General features: G+C 58.8%; 19 protein-coding genes and 1 tRNA gene. 7 read left to right on the top strand and 13 right to left on the bottom strand.

Features of this window, described 5'->3' with window-relative positions:
* Positions 1–212: 212 nt before the first annotated feature.
* Together HMPREF3169_RS01380 and HMPREF3169_RS01385 are read right to left on the bottom strand one after the other, a co-directional pair.
* A tRNA-Met gene (locus HMPREF3169_RS01380) sits at positions 213–289 on the bottom strand.
* A gap of 161 nt (positions 290–450) precedes the next feature.
* On the bottom strand, positions 451–3,417 hold the full coding sequence (locus HMPREF3169_RS01385; protein WP_070455483.1) for a UPF0182 family protein: 2,967 nt from the start codon (positions 3,415–3,417) through the stop codon (positions 451–453).
* Between the two features lie 121 nt (positions 3,418–3,538).
* Between HMPREF3169_RS01385 and HMPREF3169_RS01390 the strand changes: the two genes are divergently transcribed.
* Positions 3,539–4,090, top strand: a complete 552-nt coding sequence (locus tag HMPREF3169_RS01390; RefSeq protein ID WP_061921059.1) for a PPA1309 family protein — start codon at positions 3,539–3,541, stop codon at positions 4,088–4,090.
* A gap of 90 nt (positions 4,091–4,180) precedes the next feature.
* Positions 4,181–4,852 carry a beta-N-acetylglucosaminidase gene (locus tag HMPREF3169_RS01395; RefSeq protein WP_246815576.1) on the top strand — a complete coding sequence of 224 codons (672 nt, stop codon included), beginning with the start codon at positions 4,181–4,183 and terminating at the stop codon, positions 4,850–4,852.
* On the opposite strand, the gene HMPREF3169_RS01400 is transcribed toward HMPREF3169_RS01395, so the two are convergent.
* A complete protein-coding gene (locus HMPREF3169_RS01400) occupies positions 4,849–5,913 on the bottom strand; it encodes a YlbL family protein (RefSeq protein WP_061921055.1) in 1,065 nt (354 codons plus the stop codon). The genes HMPREF3169_RS01395 and HMPREF3169_RS01400 overlap by 4 nt on opposite strands.
* Before the next feature lie 93 nt (positions 5,914–6,006).
* Here HMPREF3169_RS01400 and HMPREF3169_RS01405 point away from each other — a divergent pair, with 93 nt between their 5' ends.
* A complete protein-coding gene (locus HMPREF3169_RS01405; RefSeq protein ID WP_070455485.1) occupies positions 6,007–7,383 on the top strand; it encodes a zinc-dependent metalloprotease in 1,377 nt (458 codons plus the stop codon).
* 45 nt (positions 7,384–7,428) lie between these two features.
* Here HMPREF3169_RS01405 and HMPREF3169_RS01410 read toward each other — a convergent pair whose 3' ends face one another.
* On the bottom strand, positions 7,429–7,938 hold the full coding sequence (locus HMPREF3169_RS01410) for a M48 metallopeptidase family protein (protein ID WP_062035654.1): 510 nt from the start codon (positions 7,936–7,938) through the stop codon (positions 7,429–7,431).
* Between the two features lie 60 nt (positions 7,939–7,998).
* On the opposite strand from HMPREF3169_RS01410, the gene HMPREF3169_RS01415 reads away from it, so the two are divergent.
* The gene (locus tag HMPREF3169_RS01415) at positions 7,999–8,862 is read left to right on the top strand and encodes a hypothetical protein (protein ID WP_062035655.1); all 864 of its coding nucleotides are present in this window, start codon (positions 7,999–8,001) and stop codon (positions 8,860–8,862) included.
* Positions 8,863–8,937: 75 nt separating this feature from the next.
* Here the strand turns inward: HMPREF3169_RS01415 and HMPREF3169_RS01420 are convergent, their stop codons facing one another.
* The 8 genes from HMPREF3169_RS01420 to HMPREF3169_RS01455 form a co-directional block, all read right to left on the bottom strand.
* The gene (locus HMPREF3169_RS01420; RefSeq protein WP_070455487.1) at positions 8,938–10,992 is read right to left on the bottom strand and encodes an ATP-dependent DNA helicase UvrD2; all 2,055 of its coding nucleotides are present in this window, start codon (positions 10,990–10,992) and stop codon (positions 8,938–8,940) included.
* Positions 10,985–11,704, bottom strand: coding sequence for an NAD(+) diphosphatase (locus HMPREF3169_RS01425; protein ID WP_070455489.1), 720 nt, complete (start codon positions 11,702–11,704; stop codon positions 10,985–10,987). The genes HMPREF3169_RS01420 and HMPREF3169_RS01425 overlap by 8 nt, the downstream gene beginning before the upstream one ends.
* Positions 11,704–12,765 carry a potassium channel family protein gene (locus HMPREF3169_RS01430; RefSeq protein ID WP_235591302.1) on the bottom strand — a complete coding sequence of 354 codons (1,062 nt, stop codon included), beginning with the start codon at positions 12,763–12,765 and terminating at the stop codon, positions 11,704–11,706. Before HMPREF3169_RS01430 ends, HMPREF3169_RS01425 begins: the two co-directional genes overlap by 1 nt.
* A gap of 156 nt (positions 12,766–12,921) precedes the next feature.
* Entirely contained in the window at positions 12,922–16,131 is a 3,210-nt protein-coding gene (locus HMPREF3169_RS01435) for an ATP-dependent helicase (protein WP_070455490.1), read from the bottom strand.
* Positions 16,115–19,291 (bottom strand): ATP-dependent DNA helicase, encoded by a 3,177-nt coding sequence (locus HMPREF3169_RS01440; RefSeq protein ID WP_246815577.1) that lies wholly within the window; start codon positions 19,289–19,291, stop codon positions 16,115–16,117. The genes HMPREF3169_RS01435 and HMPREF3169_RS01440 overlap by 17 nt, the downstream gene beginning before the upstream one ends.
* Positions 19,288–20,067, bottom strand: coding sequence for a hypothetical protein (locus tag HMPREF3169_RS01445; protein WP_070455491.1), 780 nt, complete (start codon positions 20,065–20,067; stop codon positions 19,288–19,290). Before HMPREF3169_RS01445 ends, HMPREF3169_RS01440 begins: the two co-directional genes overlap by 4 nt.
* Before the next feature lie 9 nt (positions 20,068–20,076).
* The gene (locus HMPREF3169_RS01450) at positions 20,077–21,036 is read right to left on the bottom strand and encodes a DUF3152 domain-containing protein (RefSeq protein ID WP_083286040.1); all 960 of its coding nucleotides are present in this window, start codon (positions 21,034–21,036) and stop codon (positions 20,077–20,079) included.
* A 69-nt stretch (positions 21,037–21,105) separates the two neighbouring features.
* Positions 21,106–21,330, bottom strand: a complete 225-nt coding sequence (locus tag HMPREF3169_RS01455; protein WP_061921035.1) for a DUF3107 domain-containing protein — start codon at positions 21,328–21,330, stop codon at positions 21,106–21,108.
* Between the two features lie 76 nt (positions 21,331–21,406).
* Here HMPREF3169_RS01455 and HMPREF3169_RS01460 point away from each other — a divergent pair, with 76 nt between their 5' ends.
* On the top strand, positions 21,407–22,732 hold the full coding sequence (locus HMPREF3169_RS01460) for a DEAD/DEAH box helicase (RefSeq protein WP_070455493.1): 1,326 nt from the start codon (positions 21,407–21,409) through the stop codon (positions 22,730–22,732).
* Positions 22,729–23,967, top strand: coding sequence for an Rv3212 family protein (locus HMPREF3169_RS01465; protein ID WP_062035661.1), 1,239 nt, complete (start codon positions 22,729–22,731; stop codon positions 23,965–23,967). Before HMPREF3169_RS01460 ends, HMPREF3169_RS01465 begins: the two co-directional genes overlap by 4 nt.
* A 38-nt stretch (positions 23,968–24,005) precedes the next feature.
* Here HMPREF3169_RS01465 and HMPREF3169_RS01470 read toward each other — a convergent pair whose 3' ends face one another.
* Positions 24,006–24,482: a hypothetical protein gene (locus HMPREF3169_RS01470; protein ID WP_062035662.1), complete on the bottom strand. Its 477-nt coding sequence runs from the start codon at positions 24,480–24,482 to the stop codon at positions 24,006–24,008.
* A gap of 562 nt (positions 24,483–25,044) precedes the next feature.
* Here HMPREF3169_RS01470 and HMPREF3169_RS01475 point away from each other — a divergent pair.
* Positions 25,045–25,305, top strand: coding sequence for a WhiB family transcriptional regulator (locus HMPREF3169_RS01475; protein WP_061921027.1), 261 nt, complete (start codon positions 25,045–25,047; stop codon positions 25,303–25,305).
* Positions 25,306–25,389 lie beyond the last annotated feature (84 nt).

Here is a 25,389-nt window from a genome sequence, read left to right on the forward strand (position 1 = left end):
CAACCGAGTACGAACACTCGATAGGAATCAGAAAAGACCCCATGAAGTAACTAACCGTGTACCCGCCCCGCAACACGCCGAACGGACACACATTCTGCTACTTAACCCACAAAAAGCCATCGCTAAAGTCCCGATTTGAGTCCCAGGACGTGCGCCTTAAGAGAAATAACTAAAGCCCCTACCAGTGTTTCTCCTGGTAGGGGCTTGGAAGTTGGTAGCGGGGGCTGGATTCGAACCAACGACCTCTGGGTTATGAGCCCAGCGAGCTACCGAGCTGCTCCACCCCGCGATGTGATGAACTTCCGAACATCTACGCTTTAACGAGACTGATTATTTTTTCATAACCGCTCTCGTCGGCGACCTCTGTAACTATACAGACAGATAGCCACCCACCCAAATCCCCTGGGCAGGTGGCCATTCGCGTTTATCTAGGCAGTATTTTCTACTTGCCTACTTCGACTCGACCTTCTTGTAGGCCTCAACAGCCTGGTCGAGCTCGTCGAGAGCCTTGCCGTATTCCTCGAAGGAACCGTTGCGGGCTTTCTCTACGTTGTCGAGTGCTTTGTTGATGCCTTCAATGGCATCAGCCTCACTAGAGGCCGCCGGTGCCGAGGCAGGAGCCGAAGCCTTGCCCTCATCCTTAGACTTGGAGTCCTCACCGGAGTCCTTCTTCGCGTCAGCTGCACTGCCGTCGCCGTCGATCTCAGTGATGTCCTGCGCGGACTTAGGATCGATGCCCACCTGGTCGAGGGCCTCACCGATAGTCGGGGCATAACCCACGCGACCCTTGTAGGAAACGAGCACGCGCAGCAGCTTCGGGAACGCGGATTCCTGGTCCTTACGCTGCGAGTAAATAGGCTCCATGTAAAGAATCTCGCCGCCGCCTACCGGCAGTGCCAATAGGTTGCCGTAGTTCAGGTCATTCGAGCCTTCCCACAGCGTGCGGTCACGAGCGACCTGGTCAGAAGACATCATGGCGTCCTGCGCCTGCTTCGGGCCCTGGGTCTGAGTATTCGTCGGCAGCACGCGAACGGTGATCTGACCGTAGTTCTCTGGGTCCGAGGACACCGCCATATGCGCGGAGAGGAACTGACGGTTCAAACCGCGGTAAGAAGTAATCAGCTGGAAGCTTGGCTTCCCGGACTTCGGATCCGCCGCCATGACGTAGTAAGGAGGTTGGTTCAAACCACGTGCCTCGCCGGCGGTTGGGTCTTCTGGCACAGACCAGAAGGCATCGTTATTAAAAAACACGCCTGGGTCGGAAACGTGGTACTTCGCCAACAGATCGCGCTGCACCTTGAACATGTCTTCCGGGTAACGGAAGTGGCCGCGCAGCTCGTCAGAGATTACCGCTTTCGGCTTGACGACGCCCGGGAATACGCCCTCCCAGGCCTTCAGAACTGGGTCCTGGTCATCAAACTCAAAGAGATCCACGGAGCCGTCATAAGCGTCGACAGTAGCCTTCACAGAGTTGCGGATATAACCCACCTGCTCGTTGATAAGCCGCTGGCTGGTGCCGTTCGGGTTCTGCGTATCCTGCGTGGAATCTGTCAGCGAGGTGCGCTGTGAATAAGGCAGGGACTCAAGCGTTGTATAACCATCCACAATCCACTTGATGCGGCCGTCAATGACGGCTGGGTAGGTGGCAGAATCGGTGGTCAGCCACGGCGCTACCTTTTCCACGCGCTTGCGCGGGTCGCGGTCGTAGAGAATCTTAGATTCGGAGCCCACGCGGTCAGACAGCAGCAGGTTCATCTCCTGGTACTTCAGCGCATACGCGGTGCGGTCCACAATATTGCCGATCTCAACGCCGCCCTTACCGTCATAGGTGTAAGTGGTGGAATCGGTATCGTACTCAACTGGCTTATCACCGGTCTCGCCCACTACGGCGTAGTCACGCCCATCGCGTGCGCCGGCAATGACCGGACCATAGTAGGTGCGCGGCTGGTCCACCTTGATTCCCAGGGACTTCTCGGCGTCCTTGGTCTCGCCTTCACCCTCATGCTGCTTGCCCTGCTGGGTTTGCAGATCGGAGACGGTAAAGATTGGGAATCCGCCGCGGGCAGAGCCGGCGTCGCGCGCAACCTCGTCGACCGTGTTTGCTTGGGCTGCAACGAAGCCGTTTCCGTGGGTATAAACCGTGTGGCGGTTGATCCAGTTCTGCTGGTTTTCCTGCAGCTCATTCGGATCCAGCTCACGTGCGGCGACCACGAAGTCGCGCAGTTCACCGTCCACGGTGTAACGGTCCATCGCCAAGGTCTCTGGGAAACCATAGAAGTTCTTCAGCTGCTGCATCTGGGTAAAGGTTGGCGCCAAGATATCCGGATCCAACAAGCGCAGGTTCGAAATCGTGGAGGAATCCGAAGCCACCTTAGAATCCGCTACTTCCTCTGCTCCCCAGTTCTCCTCATAGGTAACCTGCTCATCCGTGAGCCCGTAGGAATAGCGGGTGGATTCAATATTGCGGGCGATGTATTCCGCTTCCTTTGCCTGGCGGTTCGGGTTGACGGAAAAGCGCTCCATCAAAAGCGGCCAAGCCTGACCGATGATGACAGAGGAAAGCAACATCAGCACCACTGCAAGTGCAGGGATACGCAGATCCTTGATTACCACCGCAGCGAAAATCGCCACTGCTACGACGACGCCGACGACCATCAGAATGATCTTGGCCGGCAGGTAAGCATTGATGTCGGTGTAGGAGCCGCCGGTAAACAGCGAGTGTTGGTTGTACAGAAGCTGATAACGATCCAACCAGTAGCCTGCTACCTGCAGCAGCATCCATAGGCCACCGGTTACCGCTAGCTGCACGCGGGCCGGGCGAGAAATGGAGCCGCGCACACCGGAGGCACGGTTGCCGATGCGAATGCCGCCCAAAATGTAATGGCTAAACAGCGCCAGCAAGAAACACACCAGAAGCAGCATCGAAAACGCCGAAACGATGATGTTCCACACCGGCAGCTGGAAGGCATAGAAGCCCAAGTCCTTGTGGAACTGCGGATCATCAACGCCGAAATCCTGTCCGTTTAAAAAGAGCATGAACTGGCGCCATGAAGCCTGCCCCATCAGGCCTGCCACCACACCGACCAACAGCGGGATAACCTTTAGGAACACGCCCATGGTCTTTTCGATGGAACGACGGTACTGGTAAACCGGCGAATTTAGATCATTAAAATCTAAGCTCTCGGGGCGGCCACGCCACGCAACGCGGCCCGCGGCATAAACCACGCCTGCCGATACCACTGCGAAGATGACAAAAAGCAGGATTCGCGCTACCAAGGTGGTGGTAAAGACACCACGGTATTCAATTGCGCCGAACCACTTCCAATCTGTATAAAAGCCCACTAACAATGGGCCGATGAACAGTAAGGCGGCAATGATAGCGACCGTCCAGGACAAGCCCCTGGGAGGTCGCTTCATTGGGGCAGCGGGTCGGGAGATACCAGAGGCCAACGCCAGCTCCAATCAAAATCGTGCGAATATAAGCGGTATAGTCTTCCAGCTTAGGGAAGCAATACACAGTTAACGAATAAGGAGTCTCATGAGTTCCCCCGAGCTTTCTCAGCCAGCATTAAACAAAGCCATGCGTGAAGCAGTGGAATTTGTCCACGCTGAGGGCTGGGAGGCACCCCCTACCCTTTTCGCTTTGGTGCCAACTTCCTTGGTCGCGGACCAGCTGGCAGAGCTCAACGAGGAAGACGCTTCCCCGCTTACCCTTATCGTGCAGGACAATATCCCGGAAAACATCGAGCCCGGCTCCGAGCAGCTAGCCGATTATGTCTCCCGCGTGGTCTGGCCACACGAGATCGCCGGCGTCATCTTGGCCCAAGAGATTAAGTTCCGCGACACCTCCGCTGAGGCTGGCCAGAGCGCAGACTCTAGCCCGCGTCCTGCACGCCTTTTCTCCGGCGTGCTGCGTGAGGAAGGCGTCGAACTGACCCTGCTGCAGGTGCGCCCAACCGAGGAAGAACTGGAAGCAGCCGGCCCGTTTGCACAAGACGATATCCAGCTGCGCGGCGGCCCAGACGTGGCACCGGGTGTCATCGCCGCATTGCGCTACGGGCTCGAACAAGATCCCGATGAACTCGACTAAACTGAGGCACTAAGTGTCTTAGACCCAAATTTCTCTACACCTGAAGTCTCAATACTGTCTTTTGAACTCACAGCTTTGAAGGAGTACCTCGTGCGAAATTCCTTGTCCGCCCGCACCGCCTGCGTAGCAGCTGGACTGTTTGCTGCAAGTTGCTCCCTCGCGGCGTGTGGGGACGGCCAGGAGGCTAGCCAGCCCGCACCGGCTGCTCCTGTAGCTACCAGCCAGGAGGCTGAAACCCCGACCCCGAAGACGTCGGAAAGCACCGCTACTACCACTTCATCTGAGCAATCATCGGCCGAGTCCACCACCTCCGAGGAAACAGAATCTGGCGCAAGCGAGTCCGCCTCCGCTTCTGCGACTGCTGCCAAGGGCGAAAAGAAGGGCAACGGAAAGCTCTCCAAGCAGGTAGAAGAAGCCTACGAGACCTTCGAAACCCTCGTTCCGGTGGAGATCTTCCAGCAGTTCGACCGCTGTGATCCCAACGGTGTCGCAGATTCTTATAACTGCTCCGGCTCGGAAATCGGCCAGTTCCAGTTCTTCAAGAACAAGTCCAAGGCCGCCCAAACCACGCAGGTGCTCACCGAGCTGCGCAGCTCCCGCGTGGTCAAGGATGAAGGCGACCGCGTCGTCGGCTGGTCCATGCTGGGCAACACCGCCATCTTGACCGTGGTGGACAACAAGGACGGTCTCGTGATGCAGCAGATGATCTCAACCGACCAAGACGATCCCGAAGAGCGTCTTAAAGAGCTCGGTCTTATCTAATTGCAGGTCTGAACCTGCTTGCCGTGGGCGAAGTCATCCATCGCCTTAATGGCATCGTCCAAGGTCTCCACCTTGGCAACAACCATGTCGCCGGTGTCGCGGCTCGTGGCCTCCGCGCAGTTGTCTGCGGGTGCTAGGAAGAGCTCGGCGCCGGCTTCTTTCGAAGCGGCGACCTTGTGCACGATTCCGCCGATGGGACCCACCGTGCCGTCTTCGCTGATGGTGCCGGTACCGGCAACGAACTTGCCGCCGTTGAGCTCGCCATCAGAAAGCTTGTCGATTACCGCGAGGGTAAACATCATGCCCGCGGACGGCCCGCCGATGTCCTGCAGGTTGTAATCAACCTGGATATCTTCCTTAGGCTTCGAGGTCATCGAAATGCCCATCAGCGCCACCGAATCATCGTGTGGATGCGCCGCCAGCGTGACCTTTTCTTGCAGCTTCTTGCCACCGCGTTCAATGCCGAGTTCAACCTCATCGCCGGGCTTCTTCGCGCGGACCATGTCCTGCACCTGCCCCGGCTGCGTTACCTTCTCACCATCAACGGAGGTAATAACGTCATCTGCACGCACGACCCCCGCGGCAGGTGCATCCTCTAGAACCTGCGCCACCACGATCTTCACTGGCACGTCGAGATAATTCATCGCAGCGACCGTCGCAGCCGACTCCGACTGTGTGAAGGCCTGCTCGTTCGACTCGTTTACCTCTTCATCCGTCTGCCCCTGCGGGATGACGGTATCGATTGGTACCAGAGTGTCATCAGTCATGATCCAGCGCCCCAAGGCTTGCGTCAGCGTCATGTTGGTGCGCACAGACACGGTGGTCATATTGAGCTGACCGGAAGTCTCATAGGTCTTTGGCGCTTTCACGTCCACGACCTCAGTGCCATCAACCTCGCTGAGCGTATCCACGGTTGGGCCAGGCCCCTCGGCCGCATAAGGCACGGTTAAAGCAATATCCGTGCCAGGGATGCGATCGATGCTCAAGGCACCACCCAGCACGATGACCGGGATAGCGCCCCAAACGAGCGTGCGGAGGCGTCGATTTTCTGGTGAATTCACGAGGAATTAGCCTACAACGTTTTCATCCTTGTTCGCTGACAGCGTTGCGCGAGCGATGGAAACAGCCCACCGCCAGCCGGTACATTGGAGCGCATGAGCAACGGATTCGGTTTTTCTTTTCCCAACAATGATGACGGTGACGACGATAACTCGCGCCGCGACCAGAACCCGTTTGGCGCCTTCGGCTTCGGCGGCAGCGCCGCGGGCGGTGGTCTAGGAGACCTTCTTAATCAGTTCGGCCAGATGCTTTCTGGCATGGGCTCCTCAATGAACTCTCCTGAGGGCTCCGGCCCGGTCAACTATGAGATGGCCCAGCGCATCGCGCACCAGCAGATTTCCAACGACAAGGAAATCAGCAGTGCCGATAGCAATGCGGTAGCAGAAGCCGTACGCCTAGCGGAGCTTTGGCTTGACGACGCCACCGAATTGCCCACCGCTTCCGGCAGCGTCAAGGCATGGCACTCCAGCGAATGGCTCGAAGCAACGATGCCAATGTGGAAGCGCTTGGTTACCCCAGTTGCCGAGCACATAAACAATGCGCAGCTGGAGTCAATGCCGGAAGAAGCCCGCGAGATGATGGGCCCGATGGCAAACATGATGAATCAGATGTCCGGCATGAACTTTGGCATGCAGTTGGGCCGGGCACTTGGTGACCTTGCCACCCAGGCACTTACCGGCTCCGACTTCGGTATTCCGGTCTCCCCTGCCGGTAGCACCGCGCTTTTGCCACACAACATCCAAAAGATCGCGCGCGATCTCAATGTGCCGGGCCAAGAAATTCTGGTCTATATTGGCGCCCGCGAGGCCGCCCGCCAGCGCCTGTTCAAGCACGTTCCGTGGCTGGTTGAGCGCCTGGTTTCCTCCGTCGAGGAGTACGCAATTGGCCTTGTCATCGACACTTCCCACATCGAGGAAGCAACCCGCGAGCTCAACCTCGAATCCGGTGACCCACAAGCCATCCAGGATGCGATGAGCAAGCTGCAGGGCATGGACCTGACCCCGCGCATCACCTCCCGCAATGCCGGTGCTGTCTCCCGCCTGGAAACCTTGCTCGCGCTCGTTGAGGGCTGGGTTGATCAGGTAGTAAACGATGCACTGGGAGATCGCATCCCGTCCACCTCCACCATGAACGAGGCGTGGGCGCATCGCCGTGCCACCGGCGGATCCGCAGAAAAGGCCATTTCCAAGGTCGTCGGTATCGAGTTGTCTGCGCCGAAGGTCGACGCTGCTGCCGAGCTGTGGCGTCGCGCGACAGTCGCCGTGGGCGTTGCCAAGCGCGACAAGGCTTGGGACCACCCAGACTTCCTTCCTACGGCAGAGCACCTCGATAACCCAGCCGCCTTCATCGACAGCTTGCTCGACGATGCCACCGATTCCGGTTTCGAGGAAGAATTCGCAAAGCTTGAAGAAATGCTGCGCGAGCAGGATGAAAACGGCGATTCCAATAACTCCGGTGAAGACAAGGAATAACGCCTAGGGCCACTGCCTATCTCCCCCGTTGCTATTAAAGGCCTATCAGCCAAAGCGCTGGTAGGCCTCTAAGTATCCTTTGGCCCGCTCCGCTTTCGGCGCGCGGTCAGCCCACTGCCAAAATTCCGGCCCGTGCCCGGGGATGAAGGTATGAGTCAGCTCATGGATGACGACAGAATCGAGAACATACTCCGGCACGTCCTTGAGGCGATCGGTGATGCGAATATCGCCGGTAGAGGTAGTACAGCTTCCCCACCGTGTGTTTTGATTGCCCACCCAACGAATTGAGCCGATCTTCGCTCGCCCGTCGAGGAAGTTTTTGTTGAGCTGGACGGCGCGCTCGTGCAGATCAGCATCGGAGCGCCGCGTCGAGGTGTGCTTGCGCGCTACCTTCGCCTGCATGTCAGCCACGGCTTTGGCCTCCTCTTTCGCCGACATCCAGGAAGGAATCCGGACTTCTAAGACGCCGTCGACAAGCCGTGCTTGCACCGTCCGCTTGCGCTTTGCGGAACGGATAACGCGCACGGCGACACCTGAGTTCTCATTACTCGACATGACAGGTCATTGTACTTGTGCTGGAATGGGAGCAACGAGCGTGGCTTTAGGGGGAAAAGCATGCCAGTTGCATCGCAAGAGCAATCAACGACTGCCTACATGTTGGCGCCGGGGGTAAGCATTCTGGAGCGCGAGCCCGGCGTCATTCAGTTCGGCATGGACGCCACTCGCGTGGGGGTGGTCGAGGTGGAAAGCGAAATTATCGCTTCCCTGTCTCGCCTCCACCAGCCCATTACGCGCGATAGTATTCAGCGGCTCCTCACCCGCGCCGGCATGGAGGAAACCGCTGCGAGCTCGCTGATTGAGGATCTCATTTGTTACAACATTTTATGGCCGGAGCCTGCGCGAAGCTGCGTGGTTGTGCTGGGCAAAAGCCCGCTTGCCGAGGCCATACGGGCAGCCGCCAGCCAGGATGGATTCGTGCTGCGTAACCAGCTAGAACAAGAAAATACCTACTCGTATATCAAGGCTGTCAGCCCGCATTTTCCGGTGGTAGCGGTGGATTTCCTTGATAAGCCGGTGGAACTGGCTGAAACACTGCGCAAGTGCAAGGGCGACTTTTTACCTGTGTCGATGTTTGATGCCCGTGGTGTAATTGGCCCTCTGCGAACCGCCGGCCGCGGGCCGTGTCCCATGTGCTCGCATCTGCACCGAATCGACGGCGATGAGCAGTGGCACAACGTCGTCACCCAGCTGGATACGGCAGATGCTAAGGCCGACGAGGTCATTATCAAAGCAGTTGCCATGCAAACCATGATCTTTTTAAGACGGCTTGCAGGCCGCCCCAGCCCACCTGGTGCAAAAAGTAGCCGCGTCATGCAAGGCGAGTTACTGGAAGTAGACCCTTACGGCCACAACCAATACCGCCTAGTCCTCGAGCATCCGAAGTGCCCCTACTGTTTTGAAAAGTCCCAGCGGCGCTAAGCGCTAGCATCGTGGCGCTTCCCTGCGGCATCTGACTAAAAATGCAGGTCTGAGTTTGCTGCCCTGAATACTTGCTCAGCTGCGCAGCGTGGAGATGATCTGCAGAACTTCCGCACCATAGCGCTCAAGCTTGGAGGGGCCGACGCCGGAGATTTCGAGCAGCTCACCTTCGTCAGCCGGGAGAGCCTCAGAGATTGCTTGCAGAGTGGCATCGGAGAAGATGACGTAGGCCGGAACTTTGGCATCGCGGGCGGTGTTCGCACTCCAAGCGCGCAAAGCGGAGAACACTTCTTCGTCGCCCTCGTAATCGCAGTACTCGTGGCGTCCCAAGACCTTTTCAGCCGGGCTGCTCAACGGCGCTGCACATACCCGGCACTTGCGCTCGCGATAGCGCCTACCGCTACCAGCGCTTTCTTCGATTCCAGGCACCAAGCCGTCAAGGAAGCGGGTGCGTTCACGGGAGGCCCGAGAACCAGTGGTCTTTGCCAAAGCCCAAGACAAAGCGAGGTGCTCGCGGGCGCGGGTGATTCCGACGTAGAACAGGCGGCGTTCTTCTTCCACCTGCTCGTCACCTGCCTTGATGGCGTAGTTGATAGGTAGCAGCTTCTCCGTCAGGCCCACCAAGAACACGGCGTCCCACTCCAAGCCCTTGGCCGCGTGGATGGTCGCCAGCGTGACGCCTTCCATCGTGGGGTTCTGCTTATTTTCAGAACGGCGATGCAGCTCTCCCAGCACTCCGCTCAAATCAATGCCTTCATGGTCTTGGACAATTTGCTCGATGAGATCCACGAGAGCATTCAGCGACTGCCAACGCTCACGTGCCTTGGCACCCTGCGGCTCGCTAGGCGTAAGCCCCAGTTCAACGAAAGCAGCGCGAGCGATGGCGACGGGATCCGCCGGCAAGTCTTCACGGCGGGTAGCCGCAATGAGCACGCGGATTGCCTCCAGGATTTCCGGGCGGCGGAAGAAGCCCTCGCCACCGCGGACTTGGTAGACAATGCCGGCGTCGGCAAGCGCCTGCTCAAACTGCTCGGACTGGGCGTTGATGCGGTAGAGCACCGCGATCTCAGAGGCTTTAACGCCCTTGTTGAGCAGAGTCAGGATTTGGCCCGCGACTTCCTTTGCCTCGATCTCTTCGGATTCAAAAGCTTTGAACGTCGGCTCTGGGCCGGGCTCGCGCATACCCTGCAGCTCCAAGCGTGTACCGGCAGCGCGGCCAGATGCCTTCGCGATGACGCAGTTGGCCAAGTCCGTTACCTGCGGGGTGGAACGGTAGTCACGCTGCAGCTTCACGATTGTGGCGTTGGGGTAGGTGCGTGAGAAGTTCAGCAGATAATCCGGTGAGGCACCGTTGAAGGAGTAAATCGTCTGGTTGGCATCGCCGACCACAGTGAGGTCATCGCGCTCACCCAGCCACGCATCTAGAACCCGCTGCTGCAGCGGGGTAACGTCTTGGTACTCATCCACCACGAAGGTGCGGTACTGCTCGCGGAAGACCTCTGCCACGGAAGGGACATTCTCAATGGCGCCAGCGATGTGCATGAGCAGGTCATCAAAGTCCAAGAACATGCGGTCCGGGGTGGACTTGAGCTGCTCATAGCGGCGGAATACCTCCGCGACCTTGGCAGGTTCAGCAGGCGCTTCGCGATCTGTCGTGGCGATTACCTCCGGATAGGAATCTGGCCCAACCAGCGAGGACTTAGCCCATTCGATTTCACTGAGATAATCCCTGATGGAGTCCTTCGAATTATCGAGATTCAGCGAGCGCACCGCACGGGCAACGAGGGAGAACTTGTTATCGACGAGCTCCCACGGCAAATCACCTGCCACCTGCGGCCAAAAATAGCGCAGCTGACGCCGCGCCGCCGCGTGAAAAGTCAGCGCCTGAACACCGCCGACTCCCATGTGGTTGAGGCGGTCACGCATCTCGCCCGCAGCACGGGTTGTGAAGGTAACCGCAAGAATGCGCTGCGGGCTAGCGAAACCTTGGTCCACCATGTTGGCGATGCGATAAGTAACCGTACGGGTCTTACCGGTGCCCGCGCCCGCCAGGATGCACACCGGCCCACGAGGGGCGGTGGCTGCTGCAAGCTGATCCTCGTCCAATAGGGACAAATCCGGCCTATTCACCGTGGTACCACTCCATAATCATCGTGTGTGCAATCGAGCCCTTGCGGGCAATGTTTAATTCCGGCAGCTCAGCGCGTGAAACCCAGCGGACTTCTTCGAGCTCGCCATCAGTATCGCAAACAGCCTGGACATCATCCGTGACCGCACTAAAGCCCATCATCAACGAGCCACTAGGCGGCCAAGGCTGCGAGCCCCAATAGCGCACTTCGTGCACACGCCTGCCGGTCTCCTCCAACGCTTCCCGCGCGAAAGCTTCCTCCAGGCTCTCCCCCGGTTCGACGTAGCCCGCGATGAGCGAGAAGAAGCTATTGCGCACGCGGTTGCGAGCCAGAAGGATCTTATCCGTGCCTGCCAAGCAGATAATGCCGATTACTGCGGGATTGATCCGTGGAAAGACCATGCGGCGTGGGTCTTGGAGCGAGCGCCCGACGACGCCCGGTTCTGGGAAGTACAGTTCTTCACCCGTACGCGCATCAAAACGCGTCTCCCGGCGATTGCGAACTAAATGGATGGCCTTGAGGATGTCAGGGTTTTCTGCGAAGAAGGCAGCGTCACGGAGCGTTCCCAGCTTCGTAGCGGATTCATCGGGGATAGAAAACGCCTGAACGGCCCCTACCTCAACGAGGATGGGGCCGCTGGGCTCCGCGACCAAGACCGGCGCACCCGCGTCATCGACCGGTACTCGGTTGCTCTCGGTGACAGGAAGAAACACTAGTCTTCTTCGTCCTCTTCTTCAGTTGCCTGCTCCATCTCGTGCTTGATGTAAAGAAGGCGATCGCCGGGCTTGAGGGAGTAAGCATCCGCGGTATCCACGCGGTGCAGCTCGTTGTTACGCAGCACTGCCAGCACGATGTCTGCGAGGTGACGTGGGTTGGAGCCCACCTCGAACTCGCGGACCGCACGTTCGGAGACGGAAAAGCCCTCGTTTGGGGAGAGGAGATCCTCCATCATTTCCACTACCGTCGGCGTTACGGTGGCAAGGCCCAGCAGGCGTCCAGCAGTCTCCGCGGAGGTAACTACGGAATCGGCACCCGATTGGCGCAGCAGGTGGCGGTTCTCAGACTCACGCACCGAAGCAACAATCTTTGCCTTCGGGTTCAGCTCGCGCACCGAGAGAGTACACAGAACGGCGGTATCGTCCGTGGACGGAGTCACGACAACAGACGCCGCATTCTCGACGCCCGCGATGCGCAGGACGTCCTGCTTAGTACCGGAACCAAAGATGGTGACCAGGCCGTGGTGTTCAGCGTTCGCGAGCGAGGCACGGTTGGTGTCGATGACCACGATCTGGGAGGCCGGGACGTCGTCAGCCAGCAAAGCAGCGACGGCGCCCGCGCCCTTGGTGCCGTAACCAATAACAACAGTGTGGTTGCGCAATTGCTTTCTCCAATTCTGGATTTCGAATGTACGACGTGCTTTATCTGTCAGCACTGACAGCGTCGCGCCGACCAACAAAACAAGGAAGATCAGGCGGGCTGGCGTAACGATGAGCAGGTTGACGAAGCGGGCTTGCGGGGTCACCGGGACGATATCGCCATAGCCCACTGTGGTGAGAGAGACTGCGGCGTAGTAGGAAGCATCGAGAAACGACAGGTTCTCGCTGTAGCCATCACCATCGAAGTAGACCACGACGGTGACGAAGACAAGCAGCGCGAATGCCCACAGGACGCGGCTGCCCAGCTGCTTCCACGGGCTGTCATTGTCAGCACGCGGGACCGTGATCACATCAATGAGCGCGTGATCAGGCTGCGACGTCAGCTCAATCTGCGGCATGAAGCGCGCCTTAAAGCGACGGCTTATGCGTTGCGCACGTTGTTTCGGCACTGGACTTTGGTCTTCCTCTAACTTTGATTTTTGTGGCTTTAGCGGCACGCGTTAACGCGAGCATAGCCAAAATGGGACCCGCGTTTTACGAACCGGCTAAATACCTTAACCCGCAGAGGCAGAAACTGACGATTCAAGAAGCTCCACCAGCCGCTTTCCGGTGGGCAAATCCCGCGGTTCAAAGAGATAGCCGTCATGGACATAGAAGAATGCCGCGCGTACGTCTTCGGTGCTATGCACGCGCCGCCATGCCTCAGCATAGACCGCAAGCTGGATCTCTGCCGCGCGCATATCCGCGCCTTTAGGCGGGCGGCCAGTTTTCCAGTCCACGATAAACCAGGTGCCGTCTGCTTCGCGGAAGACTGCGTCCATGCGTCCGCGTACTACCGAATCACCGATGGTGATTTCAAAAGGCGCCTCAACATATTCCGGGGTGCGCTGCGCCCATTCGCTGGAAAGGAACGCCTCCTTCAATGCTTCCAAGTCCTGCTCAGGCTGTTCATCGGAGCCGGGCAGTTCATCCTCCGACAACAGAGCCGGCGAACCAAACCTATCTTCCAGCCAAGCGTGGAAAGCGGTACCGCGTTTGGCGTATGCATTCGGCTTAAAAGGAATGGGACGTCGTTGGCGCCGCGCAAACTGAATGGGGTCTGAACTGAGCGAGACCATGTCGGAAGCCGTCAGCTCGGTGGGAAGCTCTACGTCCACGACGGGTGCTTGCAATGCCGCGTATTCCTCGATCAAAGCACCGGCTTCTTGTTCCCAAAGCTCAAAGGTTTCTCCTGCGCGCAACTCCGGAAGTTTGTCCATGGCCTCCAGCACAGTCTCCGCTGCCTGCACAGCATGCGGGCTAGCTTCCAGCGCTGGGAAAGTGCCCTCGAGCGTTACCTCGTGCGCGGCAGCCTCCTCGGGGCTAGCGGGCACGTCCCAATGCTGGACCAAGTCAGGATGCTTTGCGCGCAGCAGTTCTAGGTATTCGTAGGGCCCCTTCTTCGACTTATTTTGGACCTTGTTGGTTCCAGAACCCGTAATCGTCAGCGTGGACTCGGTGCGGGTCATCGCAACGTAGAACAGGCGCGCGCTTTCCTCGCGCTGGTTCTGGCGCACGCTTTCCTTATAGGCCTCACATGCCTTGCCGAATTCCGAACGCTTTGTAGCATCAGGGTCCAGCTCGATGACGTCTTCGTCACCGGGGACCTTCTCCACGAAGGTGAGGAAGGTTTCGGCTTGGCCCTTGTAGCTCGTGGAGTCAGCGTGGAGCACACAGACGTGCTTCCACTCCAGGCCTTTGGATTTGTGCACGGTCATGATTTGCACGCGCCCGGCTACAGCGGGAACTTCGCCGGGAGTAAGGCCGTCTTCGCGTTCGCGTGCCATCGAGAGATAGTCCAGCAATGCGGAAAGGGAATCGCCGTGGAAATCGGCGACGACGTCGGCAAAAGCGTCCAGGTGCGTGGTGCCGCCCAACGTGCCGCTGGCTAGGACCTCGGTGCGGATATTAAAGAGTGCTTCGATGTCGGCGAAGAGATCCGATAAAGACTTAGACAGCGAGTAGGTACGCAGGTGGCGCAGTTTCGAAGAAAGCTCCTCCATGCGCACCAGCCCCGGCGCGCTATAGCGTTCGCGCTCGCCAAGGTCTGCCAAAGCATCGGCCAGGCCCAAGATTTGTCCAGTGCCTTCTTCAGTCAGCTCCGCTAGTTGGGCGGCGAGATGCTCGACTGGGTCGCCGCCCTCCCAACGCAACCGTCCTGATGCCGCTGCATCGCCGCCAGCAAGGTTGCGTTGACGTGCCAACAGCTGCTGCAGATCCTTTACGCCCAGCCCGCACATGGGCCCGGTGAGCACGCGCAGTGCGGCGTTGGTGTCCTGCGGGCGGACGAGGATGGTGGCAACGGCAATGAGATCTTGAATCTCCGGCTGCCAGAGCAAGCCGCCTAGGCCGACGATTTCATTCGGCACGCCTGCGTCATCTAAGGCTTGTGCGATAAGGGGTGATTGCTTATTCGTTCGTACAAGCACCGCCGCGCTGAAATCGTTTGGGTCCTCGTATCGCTCATAAAGGCTCTTGAGATGCTGGGCGATGTGTTCATGCTCCTCGCGCTCAGAGGCAAAATACCCCAGCTCGATATCGCCTTCCGGCGCGCCATCGCGCGGCTGCAGCTCATCAACAGGCCGTGGGCCAGCGGACTCGGAAAAGAGCTTGGCCGCGACGTCGTTTGCCAGTTCCAAAGCCCGCTGTGGGTTGCGCCAGGATGTGGTCAGCTGGTCCTTCGGTGCAGGTGAGCCATCTTCCTGGGGGAAATCCTCTACGAAGGCCGCAAGATTTTCTGCCGTGGCGCCACGCCAACCGTAGATAGATTGCATTGGATCGCCCACGGCCGTTACGGATACGCCTGGGCGCACGCCGCCGAACAGGGAACGAAGAAGCACGCGCTGTGCATGGGAGGTGTCCTGGTACTCATCGAGCATCACCACGTTGAAACGCTGGCTTTGCTGCTCGCCTACTGCGGGATGGCTCTGGGCCAGCTTGGCGGCGATTGCCATTTGCTCGCCAAAGGTGATGACGCCACGGGCCGCTTGTTCTTCCTTCAGGGCCTCAACGAGTGGAAGATACTCCACACGCAGCTGCTGGCGGTCTAGGTACCGTTGCACATCCTTGTTGAATTCCGGGCCGTTTTTACGGGTCTTCTCTAGGTCATAAGCGGTGGCAGTGAAGATCCGGGCATGCTCCCGGATATCGGCCGGATCCATCAACGCGTTATCGATGGATTGTGCAAGCTTGAGCAGGGTCTCAGCAACCGTGGCCACCGACTGGGACGCAGATAACTTGCCGCCGTAATTGAGCACGACATCGTGCGCGATGGCGAAGCGTTCTGCGTCTGTAATAATCCGCGCGCTTGGCTCAACCGGCATGAGCAGACCATATTCCCGTACCAAATCACCCGCGTAAGAGTCATACGTGGCGACCTTCGGCGCAATGTTTTCCAGCGCTTCCGCCGCTGCAGAATCCGGCGCGACGATGCGGGAATCTCGCAGCTTCATCAATTGCTTGCGGATGCGCTGCTCAAGCTGCTGAGCTGCCTTGCGGGTAAAAGTTAGACCCAAGACGTTTTCTGGGCGCACCATGCCATTGGCCACGAGGTAGACCACACGCGAGGCCATGGTTTCCGTCTTGCCAGCTCCCGCGCCGGCGACGACCAGCTTCGGACCGAGCGGGCCCTCGATGACCTTGCTCTGTTCATCCGTCGGCGGGAAAGGCTTATCCAGAGCAGCAGCAAGTTGCTGGGGGCTTAAAAGTTTAGTCTGCGAGCTCATCAGAAACCTGCTTTCCTTCTGCTTGGATGGGACAAATGGACCGGATTGCGCAGCGCCCACAGGACTCATTTTCCCGGGCGGTCAAGTGCTGACTGGAAAGTTCAGCTACCAGCGCGGGCAGCTTCCCAGCGAATTCTTCTAGTTCTTCCGGCAGCACAGCAGCTTGGTCGCGGCTGGTGATGGACTTTTGATCAGTGCCTGGATAAACCAGCACGCCACCACCTCGAGCCATACCCTCACCCGTGCGGATTACAGGACCGTGTGCCTTGTCTTCGTTAGCGTCGCACAGCTGACCATGCGCCAAAGCCAGCTGATAGGTCTTTAGCTGCGCATTGTCTTTGGCTTCCTCACGAGACGGCGCGCTGCTGCCCGTCTTGAGGTCAACCACCATGTAGTCTTCGCCTGCTTTAACCAGGCGGTCCATATAACCTGCCACCTTAATTCCCGGCATGACCTCCACGGAGACCGGAACCTCCACGCCAACCAGCTCAAAGGTAGAAGCAGTGTCCAGGGCCCACTGATGCGTGCGCTCAAGCAGGCGCTCAAAGTCCGCGAGCTCGGAGTCTCGCTTCCAGCTGGGCGCATTAAGGATGAGGCCAAAAGCATCCTTGACCATCTTTTTGCCAAGTTCTGGATCCACGCCGCGGCCCAGCGCCTCAAGATATGCATGCGCCATGGTGCCGCGCAGCAACGCCAGCGGCGTCTCTTCTTCCTCGCTCAAGTTTCCAAGTACTGCATTGAGCGGACAACGCAACAGCGCCTCCACGCGGGATGGCGAGACACGGCCAGTGGGCGTGCCAGAGTCTTCCGTTTCTTCCGCTACCGCCACCGAGCGTGCAGCCCACCATTGCTCAGGATGGGCTCCGGGCACTCCGGCCTTGGCAAGCCGTGCGAGCTGACGTGCCGCCTGACTGCGCTCGGCCTCCCCGCTTTCAGGATCCATGACCACACGACGCAATTGGGCTACGAAAGAAGGCACCGAAAGCACCGCTACCTCGAGCGGGTCAATTTCCCGCTCACCGCGCGCTGATACCGGTTCGGGTTCGGCCACTTGCAGGCCCAACTCTTGCGGCAAACGCACCGCGCGCAGGCGCTTATTTGCTTCCCGGCGTTCGACTGCACCGGGCACGTCCACACTGCCCTGCCGCGCAAACTCACTAATAAAGCGCGACGGCTCTTCGGGCACGTCAGCATCGGGCGCATCGACCGCGGCGAGCAACAAACGCGCACGATGGCGGGTCGTGGCCACGTGGAACAAGCGGCGTTCCTCCCTCAAGCGGCTTGCCACATGGCTTACCGGCGTGCCCGGGGTAATCGACCGATCCAGCAGATCAATTAGCGCTTCCTGCTCAAAGATCGATCCCGTCTCACCGAGGGAAGGCCAAGCACCTTCCTGAGCGCCAGCGATGACCACGGTGTCCCATTCCCGGCCCACCGCACCGTGCGCAGTAATCACCTCTACCGCCTGCGGGATGGCGCTGCGGCGGTCACGCACGCCGGTGGGCAATTCTTGTTCTTCGATGTGCCGCAGGAAGGAATCGAGCGAAGCTCCGGGACGGCGCTCAGAGTAGTCACCTGCAGCATCAAAAAGCGCCATCATGGCATCCAGGTCGCGGTCTGCCTGCGAGCCGGTTGCACCACCGCGCAACGCAGCCGCCTGCAAACGAGCATCGAGCCCAGTGGCATTCCAGACCTCCCACAGGATTTCCTCGATAGAGGCTTGCGCATCAATGGCAGCGCGGCCTGCCTGCACAATCGCGCGGATGCGCTCCAAGATGGTTTCTTCGCGCTCGGTCAAAACCCCCGCGAAATCTGGCAACTGCCCTTCCAAAAGCCCACGCAGCGAATCAATGCCGCGCGCTTGTGGCGCCCACCGCCGCAGGCCACGAATCAGGCGGCGCAAGGTTACAGGATCCGCTCCGCCCACAGGCCCGGTAACTAGGTCTTCGAGTTCCGCATTGCTGAGTTCATGTTCGAGCGCCCGTAATGCCAAAAGTACCGACTTGACCAGCCTTTGCTCGGCCAAGATTACGTCCGTGGGGTTGATATGAACCGGCACACCTGCGGCTAGCAGCGTGCGGCGAATCTGGCCGATATCTCCGCTAGAGCGGACGATGACGGCGATATCGCGCCAGTCGACGCCGTCTTCCAAGTGCCGGCGGCGCACCGCATCGGCCACCACATCACGCAAGGTCGAGCGCGAGTCCACGATGCTGATGCAGGCAGGCGCTGGACGACGCTGCGGTTCATCCAGCACCAGCTCATGCTCTGCGGGAAAAGAAGTCAAGAACTCCGAATTGGCACCGCGGAAAGCAAAGACCGCTTGGTCAGGGTCACCTGCTACTACGGTCAGTTCCGCCCCACGCGAGAGCTTTTCCACAAGCAATCCGGAGGTTGGATCAAGCAGTTGGGCATCGTCGACGATGATGGTGTGCCACGGGTGGTTTTCGGTAGCGCTAGAGCGCAGCAGTACCTCGTTGACTAACTCCGCCGCCGAATAAGAGTGCAGGCCGGCTAGCTGTTGGGTGCGCTCATATTCCAGCAGGAATTCACCCGCCGCAGTCCACATCGGCCGGTCATACTTCTTCCCCAACTCCATAAGCTCATCGGGACCTTGGCCGCGCTCGATAGCGCGCAAGAGAAGGTCGCGCAATTGGCGCGCGAAACCCCCGACGGTCAGTGCCGGCCGTACCTCCGCCGGCCAGCTGCCTCGATGTTCTTCGGCTTGGCCCTCGAGTAGTTCACGGATGACGGCGTCCTGCTCCGCGCCGGTGACAAGGCGGATCTCCTCGTCCGCTGCCTTACGCAACAGCGCAAAGGCCAGCGAGTGCACGGAGCGCACCATGGAGGCCTGCGCCGCGTAATCCTCAAGGTGTTCTGCCAATTCACGGCGCAGGATGGCGCCAGATTCCTTGGAGGTGGAAACAACCAGAATGCCCGAAGGATCAGCGCCGCTGCGCAGCTTTTCCAAAACCACATCAATCAGCAGGCTGGAAACGCCGGCACCGGCCGAGCCTAAAACGCGCCAGGTACCTTTTTGCGGCAGCGGAAAATCCCAAGTGCGCGTGCTGTAATTGGCATGGCGCGGCACGAGGCGCACTTGAGGGGAAGGCGGCAGAACGACGCCTACACGGGCAGTAGAACGGGGATCGTAACTCACCCGTTTAGTATTTCAGATGCCCTGGACACCAGCAGAGCTTCGACCCTTTCAATATTCGAACGCGTGGTTGACTTCGAAGCGGGATGCAAGTTATTGACGTAGCGGCGATAAGCTGAGGCACGCAACAACAACTGCGGCATACCTGGCACGTGTCCAAAGCGCGAACAAATTCCATCATCCACAGACTCGGCTACCAGGCCGTCGACAATAACGAGTGCCGCGCTCCAGCCCAGTGGGCGGGGGGCAGCGGAAGGGACGACGTCGACAAGCGCCGGCGGATTCGCCCCAGAGTAAACGGTCGTGCCCAACACGTCCACGTGCGCGATGCCCACGGGGAGGCTATCAGTTAGCTCCGCCGAATAGGCCTCCCCTGTCTCCGCCCAAGCGGCACGCTCGGCGCGAGCGAAAACGTCGTCACGCTGGCCAACATTCGGCATAGGAAATGTAGAAAGCGCCGCGTCCAAGCGCAAGGCCATCTGTGCGGTTTCATCGATGCGCCCACGCAGCTGCCCTGGAACATACTGATTGGCCTTCCAGCCCGCAGCTGTAAAACGGGCATCCGTGCTAAGGACCGGCCGCACCACGCGCGCGCCTTCTACGGCGAGCTTCTCACGGACCTTGGCGGACCATCCGGAAAGCTCGTTGGCGCGGGCGAAGACAACGTCACCTACCTTGATGCCGTGATCCCACTCCGGCCCCAGAACCTCACTTTGGACCTTGCAGAGATTGGCGCCAGCGTGAAATGCATTCAGCACGTGCTCTGGAGGAAGCAACATTTAGTTCTCCTATTCCGGCTTATGCGGATCTTTAACCCGCGGGTTTGGATACGGCCATGGATTCGGCTCGCAGGTTACATCCTCGTTGGGATAGACTTCTTTGGAGTCTTTTTCATAGAGCTCAGCGTTGTTCAAGCTAAGCGTCTGCTGCATCATGACCGGCGCAAGCTTCCCCTTGCCGCCACACGCCTGGTGGGAGGCATAGCCAATGGCATGGCCAAACTCGTGGTTGATGAGGTACTGGCGGTAATTGCCCAAGTCACCTTCGAATGGCAGCGCCCCGCGCACCCAGCGGGACTCGTTGAGATTGACCGTGGACTCACCAGTGATTCCGGTGTGGCAGGAAGTCTCCGTTTCCAGCTGCGCGCCGCAGAGCTCAGCGGTGGTTTCCAGGGAGGTCAAGCGAATACGCGTATCCGGATTTTCATCGGCCTTTACGTGGGCGAATTCGAAGTCACCGGTAGCCGTCCAACCGCGTGGATCCCCCAGCGTTGCATCGACCATGGCAGCAAAGGCGGAGTCGCCTCCGTACGGGGTCGTGTCGACGCCGTTTTCAATCTCTACCGAGTAACGAACCTTCTTCTTGCCGCCCTTACCCGCATGCGCGCCGGCAGTACCCGCATCGCGGTAAGTATCGTCGCCCTTTTCCGAGAAATCACCGCCGGCGGGTAGCCCGTCCTTCGCCACAGCAATGCGGCTGGCCTTGGCGGGATCGGGGCCTACTCGGTCTTCTTCGGTGGTAGCCGCCGCTTCTCTGCCAGAAGCTACGGTGGCCTTTTCTTCTTGTTCTTCTTGCACGGGACGTGCGACGTCGACAAGCACCCACACGGTCAGCACCACCATCACTGGGATCGCAACAACGCGCCACCAACCATAAGCCTGTGCAAACCTGACGATCCACGGATCTTGGCCAGGCTTGCGGTGCGGGTGACGTGGGGCGCGTTGCGAACTATCCACAGGGCTTTTCATGAGGAAATAGATTACCCGTTGCGCCCTTTTTGAGGGCAATTCCTCTGCTAGGGCGCAAACCTCATGGGCTTAAGCGCCTGCAAAACCGACGGCATGGGTCTTAGCGACGCCGATTTCTGCATAGACCACACGGTCAGTGCGGACGATGTACTTGCGGCCCTTGGTATCTTCCAGCTCCAAGGTAGCGTTATCTGCCAATGCGGAATTGACCTTGGCTACCAGCTCTTCCTGGGTGCCCTCTGCGTGAATGACAAGCTCACGGGCGGTGTCTGCGAAACCAATCTTGATATCCATGAAAAGGTCTCCTCCTTAAAAGTTTAATTTAAAGTCTCAATGGCCCCACTATAGCCGTACCGGCTACTATCAAGTTGTGTCATTTCAACAGTCTGAGCCCTCGCAATCACCTACCTTTGCGTCCCTCGGCGTCGCAGCAGAGATCGTAGATGCCCTGGCCAGCCGCGGAATTGAGCGCACGTTCGCCATTCAGGAACTGACTCTTCCGATCGCGCTCGGCGGACAAGACCTCATCGGCCAAGCCCGCACTGGCATGGGAAAGACGCTCGGCTTCGGCATTCCAGTTCTAGATCGCGTGTTTGACGACGCCGATATTAAAGAACTAGACGGCACCCCTCGCGCCCTCATCGTGGTTCCTACTCGCGAGCTTGCGGTCCAAGTCGGCGAAGATCTTTCGGCTGCTGCTCGCAATCTCCCAGTCCGCCTTGCCACTTTGTACGGCGGGCGCCCTTATGAAGAGCAGATCAAGATGCTCAACAAGGGCGTCGATGTTGTCGTAGGTACCCCGGGCCGCCTTTTGGATCTGGTTCAGCAAGGCCACTTGAGCCTCGAGCACGTGGCAATCCTCGTGCTCGACGAGGCCGACGAGATGCTTGATCTGGGATTCTTGCCAGATATTGAAAAGATTCTGGAAGCTCTCCACGGCAATGCGCACCAAACCATGCTGTTTTCTGCCACCATGCCTGGCCCCATTTTGACCTTGGCACGTACTTTCATGTCGCGGCCTATCCATATCCGCGCCGAATCCGGCGACGAGAACCAAACCCATGCTTCTACCCGCAAGGTGACCTTCCAGGCTCACCGCATGGACAAGTTGGCGATTGTCTCCCGCGCGCTGCAGGCGGAAGGCCGCGGCAAGACCATCATCTTCGCCCGTACCAAGCGCTCTGCAGCGGAAGTTGCAGACGAACTGGCCCAGCGCGGGTTCCGAGTCGGCGCAGTGCACGGTGACTTGGGCCAAAAAGCGCGTGAAAAGTCCCTCAACGCATTCCGCGAGGGCAAGGTGGAAGTCCTCGTCGCCACCGACGTTGCCGCACGCGGTATCGACGTCGACGATGTCACCCACGTCATCAACTATCAGGTTCCAGATGACCCAATGACCTTTGTCCACCGCATTGGCCGCACGGGCCGCGCAGGCCATACCGGCACCGCAATCACCTTGGTGGGCTACGACGAGCTGGGTAAATGGCGCCTTATCAACGACGAACTCGACCTCAACGAAGCAGAACCGCCGCAGTGGTTTAGCACCTCCCCCGAGCTTGCCGAGGCCCTCGGTTTTGAAGAGGGCATTGCCGAGTCCGTCGGCCCCGCGACTAAGGTAATCGGCACAACCCGTCTGTGCAAAAAGCCTTCGCCACGCAATTCCACCCGTACCCGCCGTTCCAGGAGCCGCCGTCGATGAGCAAGACCCCAATCCTTCGCGCGAGCGCGACTGACTGGAAGTTGACCGGCGCCATCGCTGCGGTGTGTGCGATCGCTGTAGGAGGAGCCTACTTTAGCGCCGATATCCGCGACTCTGAGCTGGTTCCGGCAAGCCATGCCATGCCTGACGACGTCGAGGTGCTCGCCGAACCCCCGGTCAAGCTTGCCGAATCCTTCCGCTTGCCCAATACGCCTGTGCCGGGCCAATACCGCGCGCTTTCTGCAAAGGGGCTGACCATCACGCACGAGGGCGAAACAATTACCGCCTCTGACCCGAATGGCAATCCGGTATGGCACTACACGCGTGCGGGTTTAGACTTGTGTTCCCTGGGCACTGCTTGGGGCAAGGTAGTTGCCACCTACCGCACCGGCGTGGGCTGTGGCGATACCGTGGCCATTGATGCGGCGACGGGACAGTACTCGGATACGCGCAGCGCTATCAATTCCGAAGATGTCGTGGCCATTGCCTCCAATGACCGAGTTGGCACCGTTTCTACTGAACGCGTAGACATTTGGCGCTCGGACATGGTGCGCACCATCGAATACGGCGATGTTAAGGCCAAGCAAGAGCCGGATATGCAGGAACACGAGGAGTGTTCCATCACCTCGGCTCTAACGCGCACTGAAAACCTCGCCGTTACTGAGTCCTGCCCAGAGAATCCAAACGTTACGTCGCTGCGCCTGATGGGCGCCACCCCGGAGGATTCGCGTAAGCCGGAGATTTCCGCCGATGCCACCATGGATAATCAAGGCTCGAGGCTAATTGCAGTGGGCCAAAAGGCCGCGGCGGTCTATCAGCCCGGCGAGACCCCGCGCATCGATTCTTACTCTGAGACCGGCGAAAAGACCGCCTCACAACCGGTTGCGCCTTCCCCGGAGGTTAATAACTCTTCGACGCCTTTCGCACCGGCTACAGCGGATCTTCCACACCACATGTCTTGGTTTGATGGCCAGCGCCTCTATTTGTTTACTCCGACTACGCTCAAGGTGGACCACGTCTTTGAGGACGCAATCGGAACCGGCATGGCAGTAGGAGATCGCCTGCTTATGCCAACCGATGAGGGAATCGCAGTGGTCAACTGGAGCACCGGTGAAACCGAACGCAACATCCCCGTCGACCGCGGCGACTACGAGGGCCCCGTCTTCCTCACGCAGTCTGGAACCGCCATCGTGGAACAACGCGGCGACACCGCAGTGGGCCTTAGCGCGCTTTAAAGCGCTGCCCGCACAATCGCCGCTGCCAGCGGCCCTAGCTAGCCACGAAAGTTGGCCTCGGCCCACTTCGCGGAGTCCGGCACGACCATCACGAAATACAGCGCGGCAAGAGCGCTGGCAAGAGTGATAACACCCAGCACCGCAGCGCCGCCGCTAAACATCTGGAAAGAGCTCGCGGCAAGGATGATCTCGACGAGGACCACTGCTCCCCTGCCCCAGCGCTTACCCTTTACAAAGGCTAGGGCACCGATAATCACAAAGCCGAACACGATGAAGATGAAGACAGCGGTGCCGAAACCAACGAAGTTGGAAGCGCCTGCCTCAGAGACCATCGAAGCGTTCTCAGCACCCTTCAATTCACGGATAATGAGGAAGAGGCCGAAGGCAATAACAGCCACGGACTGCACGATGGCAATGCCCGCAGCAATCAGCACCGAGCGCGGCGCGCCCGAATTCGCCGCGGCGCTTTTTTCAAACTTTTTGGCAGTGTTCTTCTTCGAATTCTTCTCAGTCACGCGCCACAGTCTACTCACCTGTTTAAAGCATGAGACGCATTGTCATGCCGTTACGACGCGCGGATTTGATAACGCGTGGGAACAAGTACTGCTAGGAACGCGTCCTTAACTATCGACGCGGATGCGCATCGGGGGCATCTGTCCAGAAGTAGATTTGACGGGATCCAAGTCACCACACTCACCTAAAATAACCCAAAGTGGCAGGTAAACTAATTATTGCCAGCTTTCTTGCAGGAAGAAGGGCGCCATTTTTCGCCGTTCACTTGCATGAAAGTCAGTGATCTTTGCCACAATTTACCTCTTAACCCTAGCGGGATGGAGGTAAACATGTCATGATTCTCAAGTAGCAAAAACAACGGACTGTTTAAGCAGCCCAAAACTTGGAAAAACATCCAAGTGAACACAAAGTGAATCATGGCGGCGCCGACGCTGGCCCTAACTCGAGACAGGGCCCCACTGAGCGCAGACCGGTTCGCTCCCACCCCTGTTAATTGCTGTAGTCCGCATTTGTGGACCGCAGAGACCTGTCATGCTGTCTAAATTCTGTTAGGAGATTTCAATCATGGATTGGCGCCACGAAGCTGTTTGCCGCGACGAAGACCCAGAGCTGTTCTTCCCAGTAGGCAACTCCGGCCCTGCACTTACCCAGATCGCAAAGGCCAAGCTAGTTTGCAACCGCTGCCCAGTTTCCTCCGCTTGCCTGAAGTGGGCACTGGAGTCCGGCCAGGATGCCGGAGTCTGGGGCGGTATGTCTGAGGAAGAGCGCCGCGCTCTCAAGCGCCGCCGCAACCGCGGCCGCGGCCGCGCACGCGTTACCGTTTAAAATTCACTTCCCTAATTCTCCGCTAACCTAACCCGATTTCCCCACCGGCTGATCCAGCCACTAAAGTCAGTGGGTAAGTAATTT

This window comes from Corynebacterium sp. HMSC08C04, assembly GCF_001807495.1.
Classification (GTDB): Bacteria; Actinomycetota; Actinomycetes; order Mycobacteriales; family Mycobacteriaceae; genus Corynebacterium; species Corynebacterium simulans.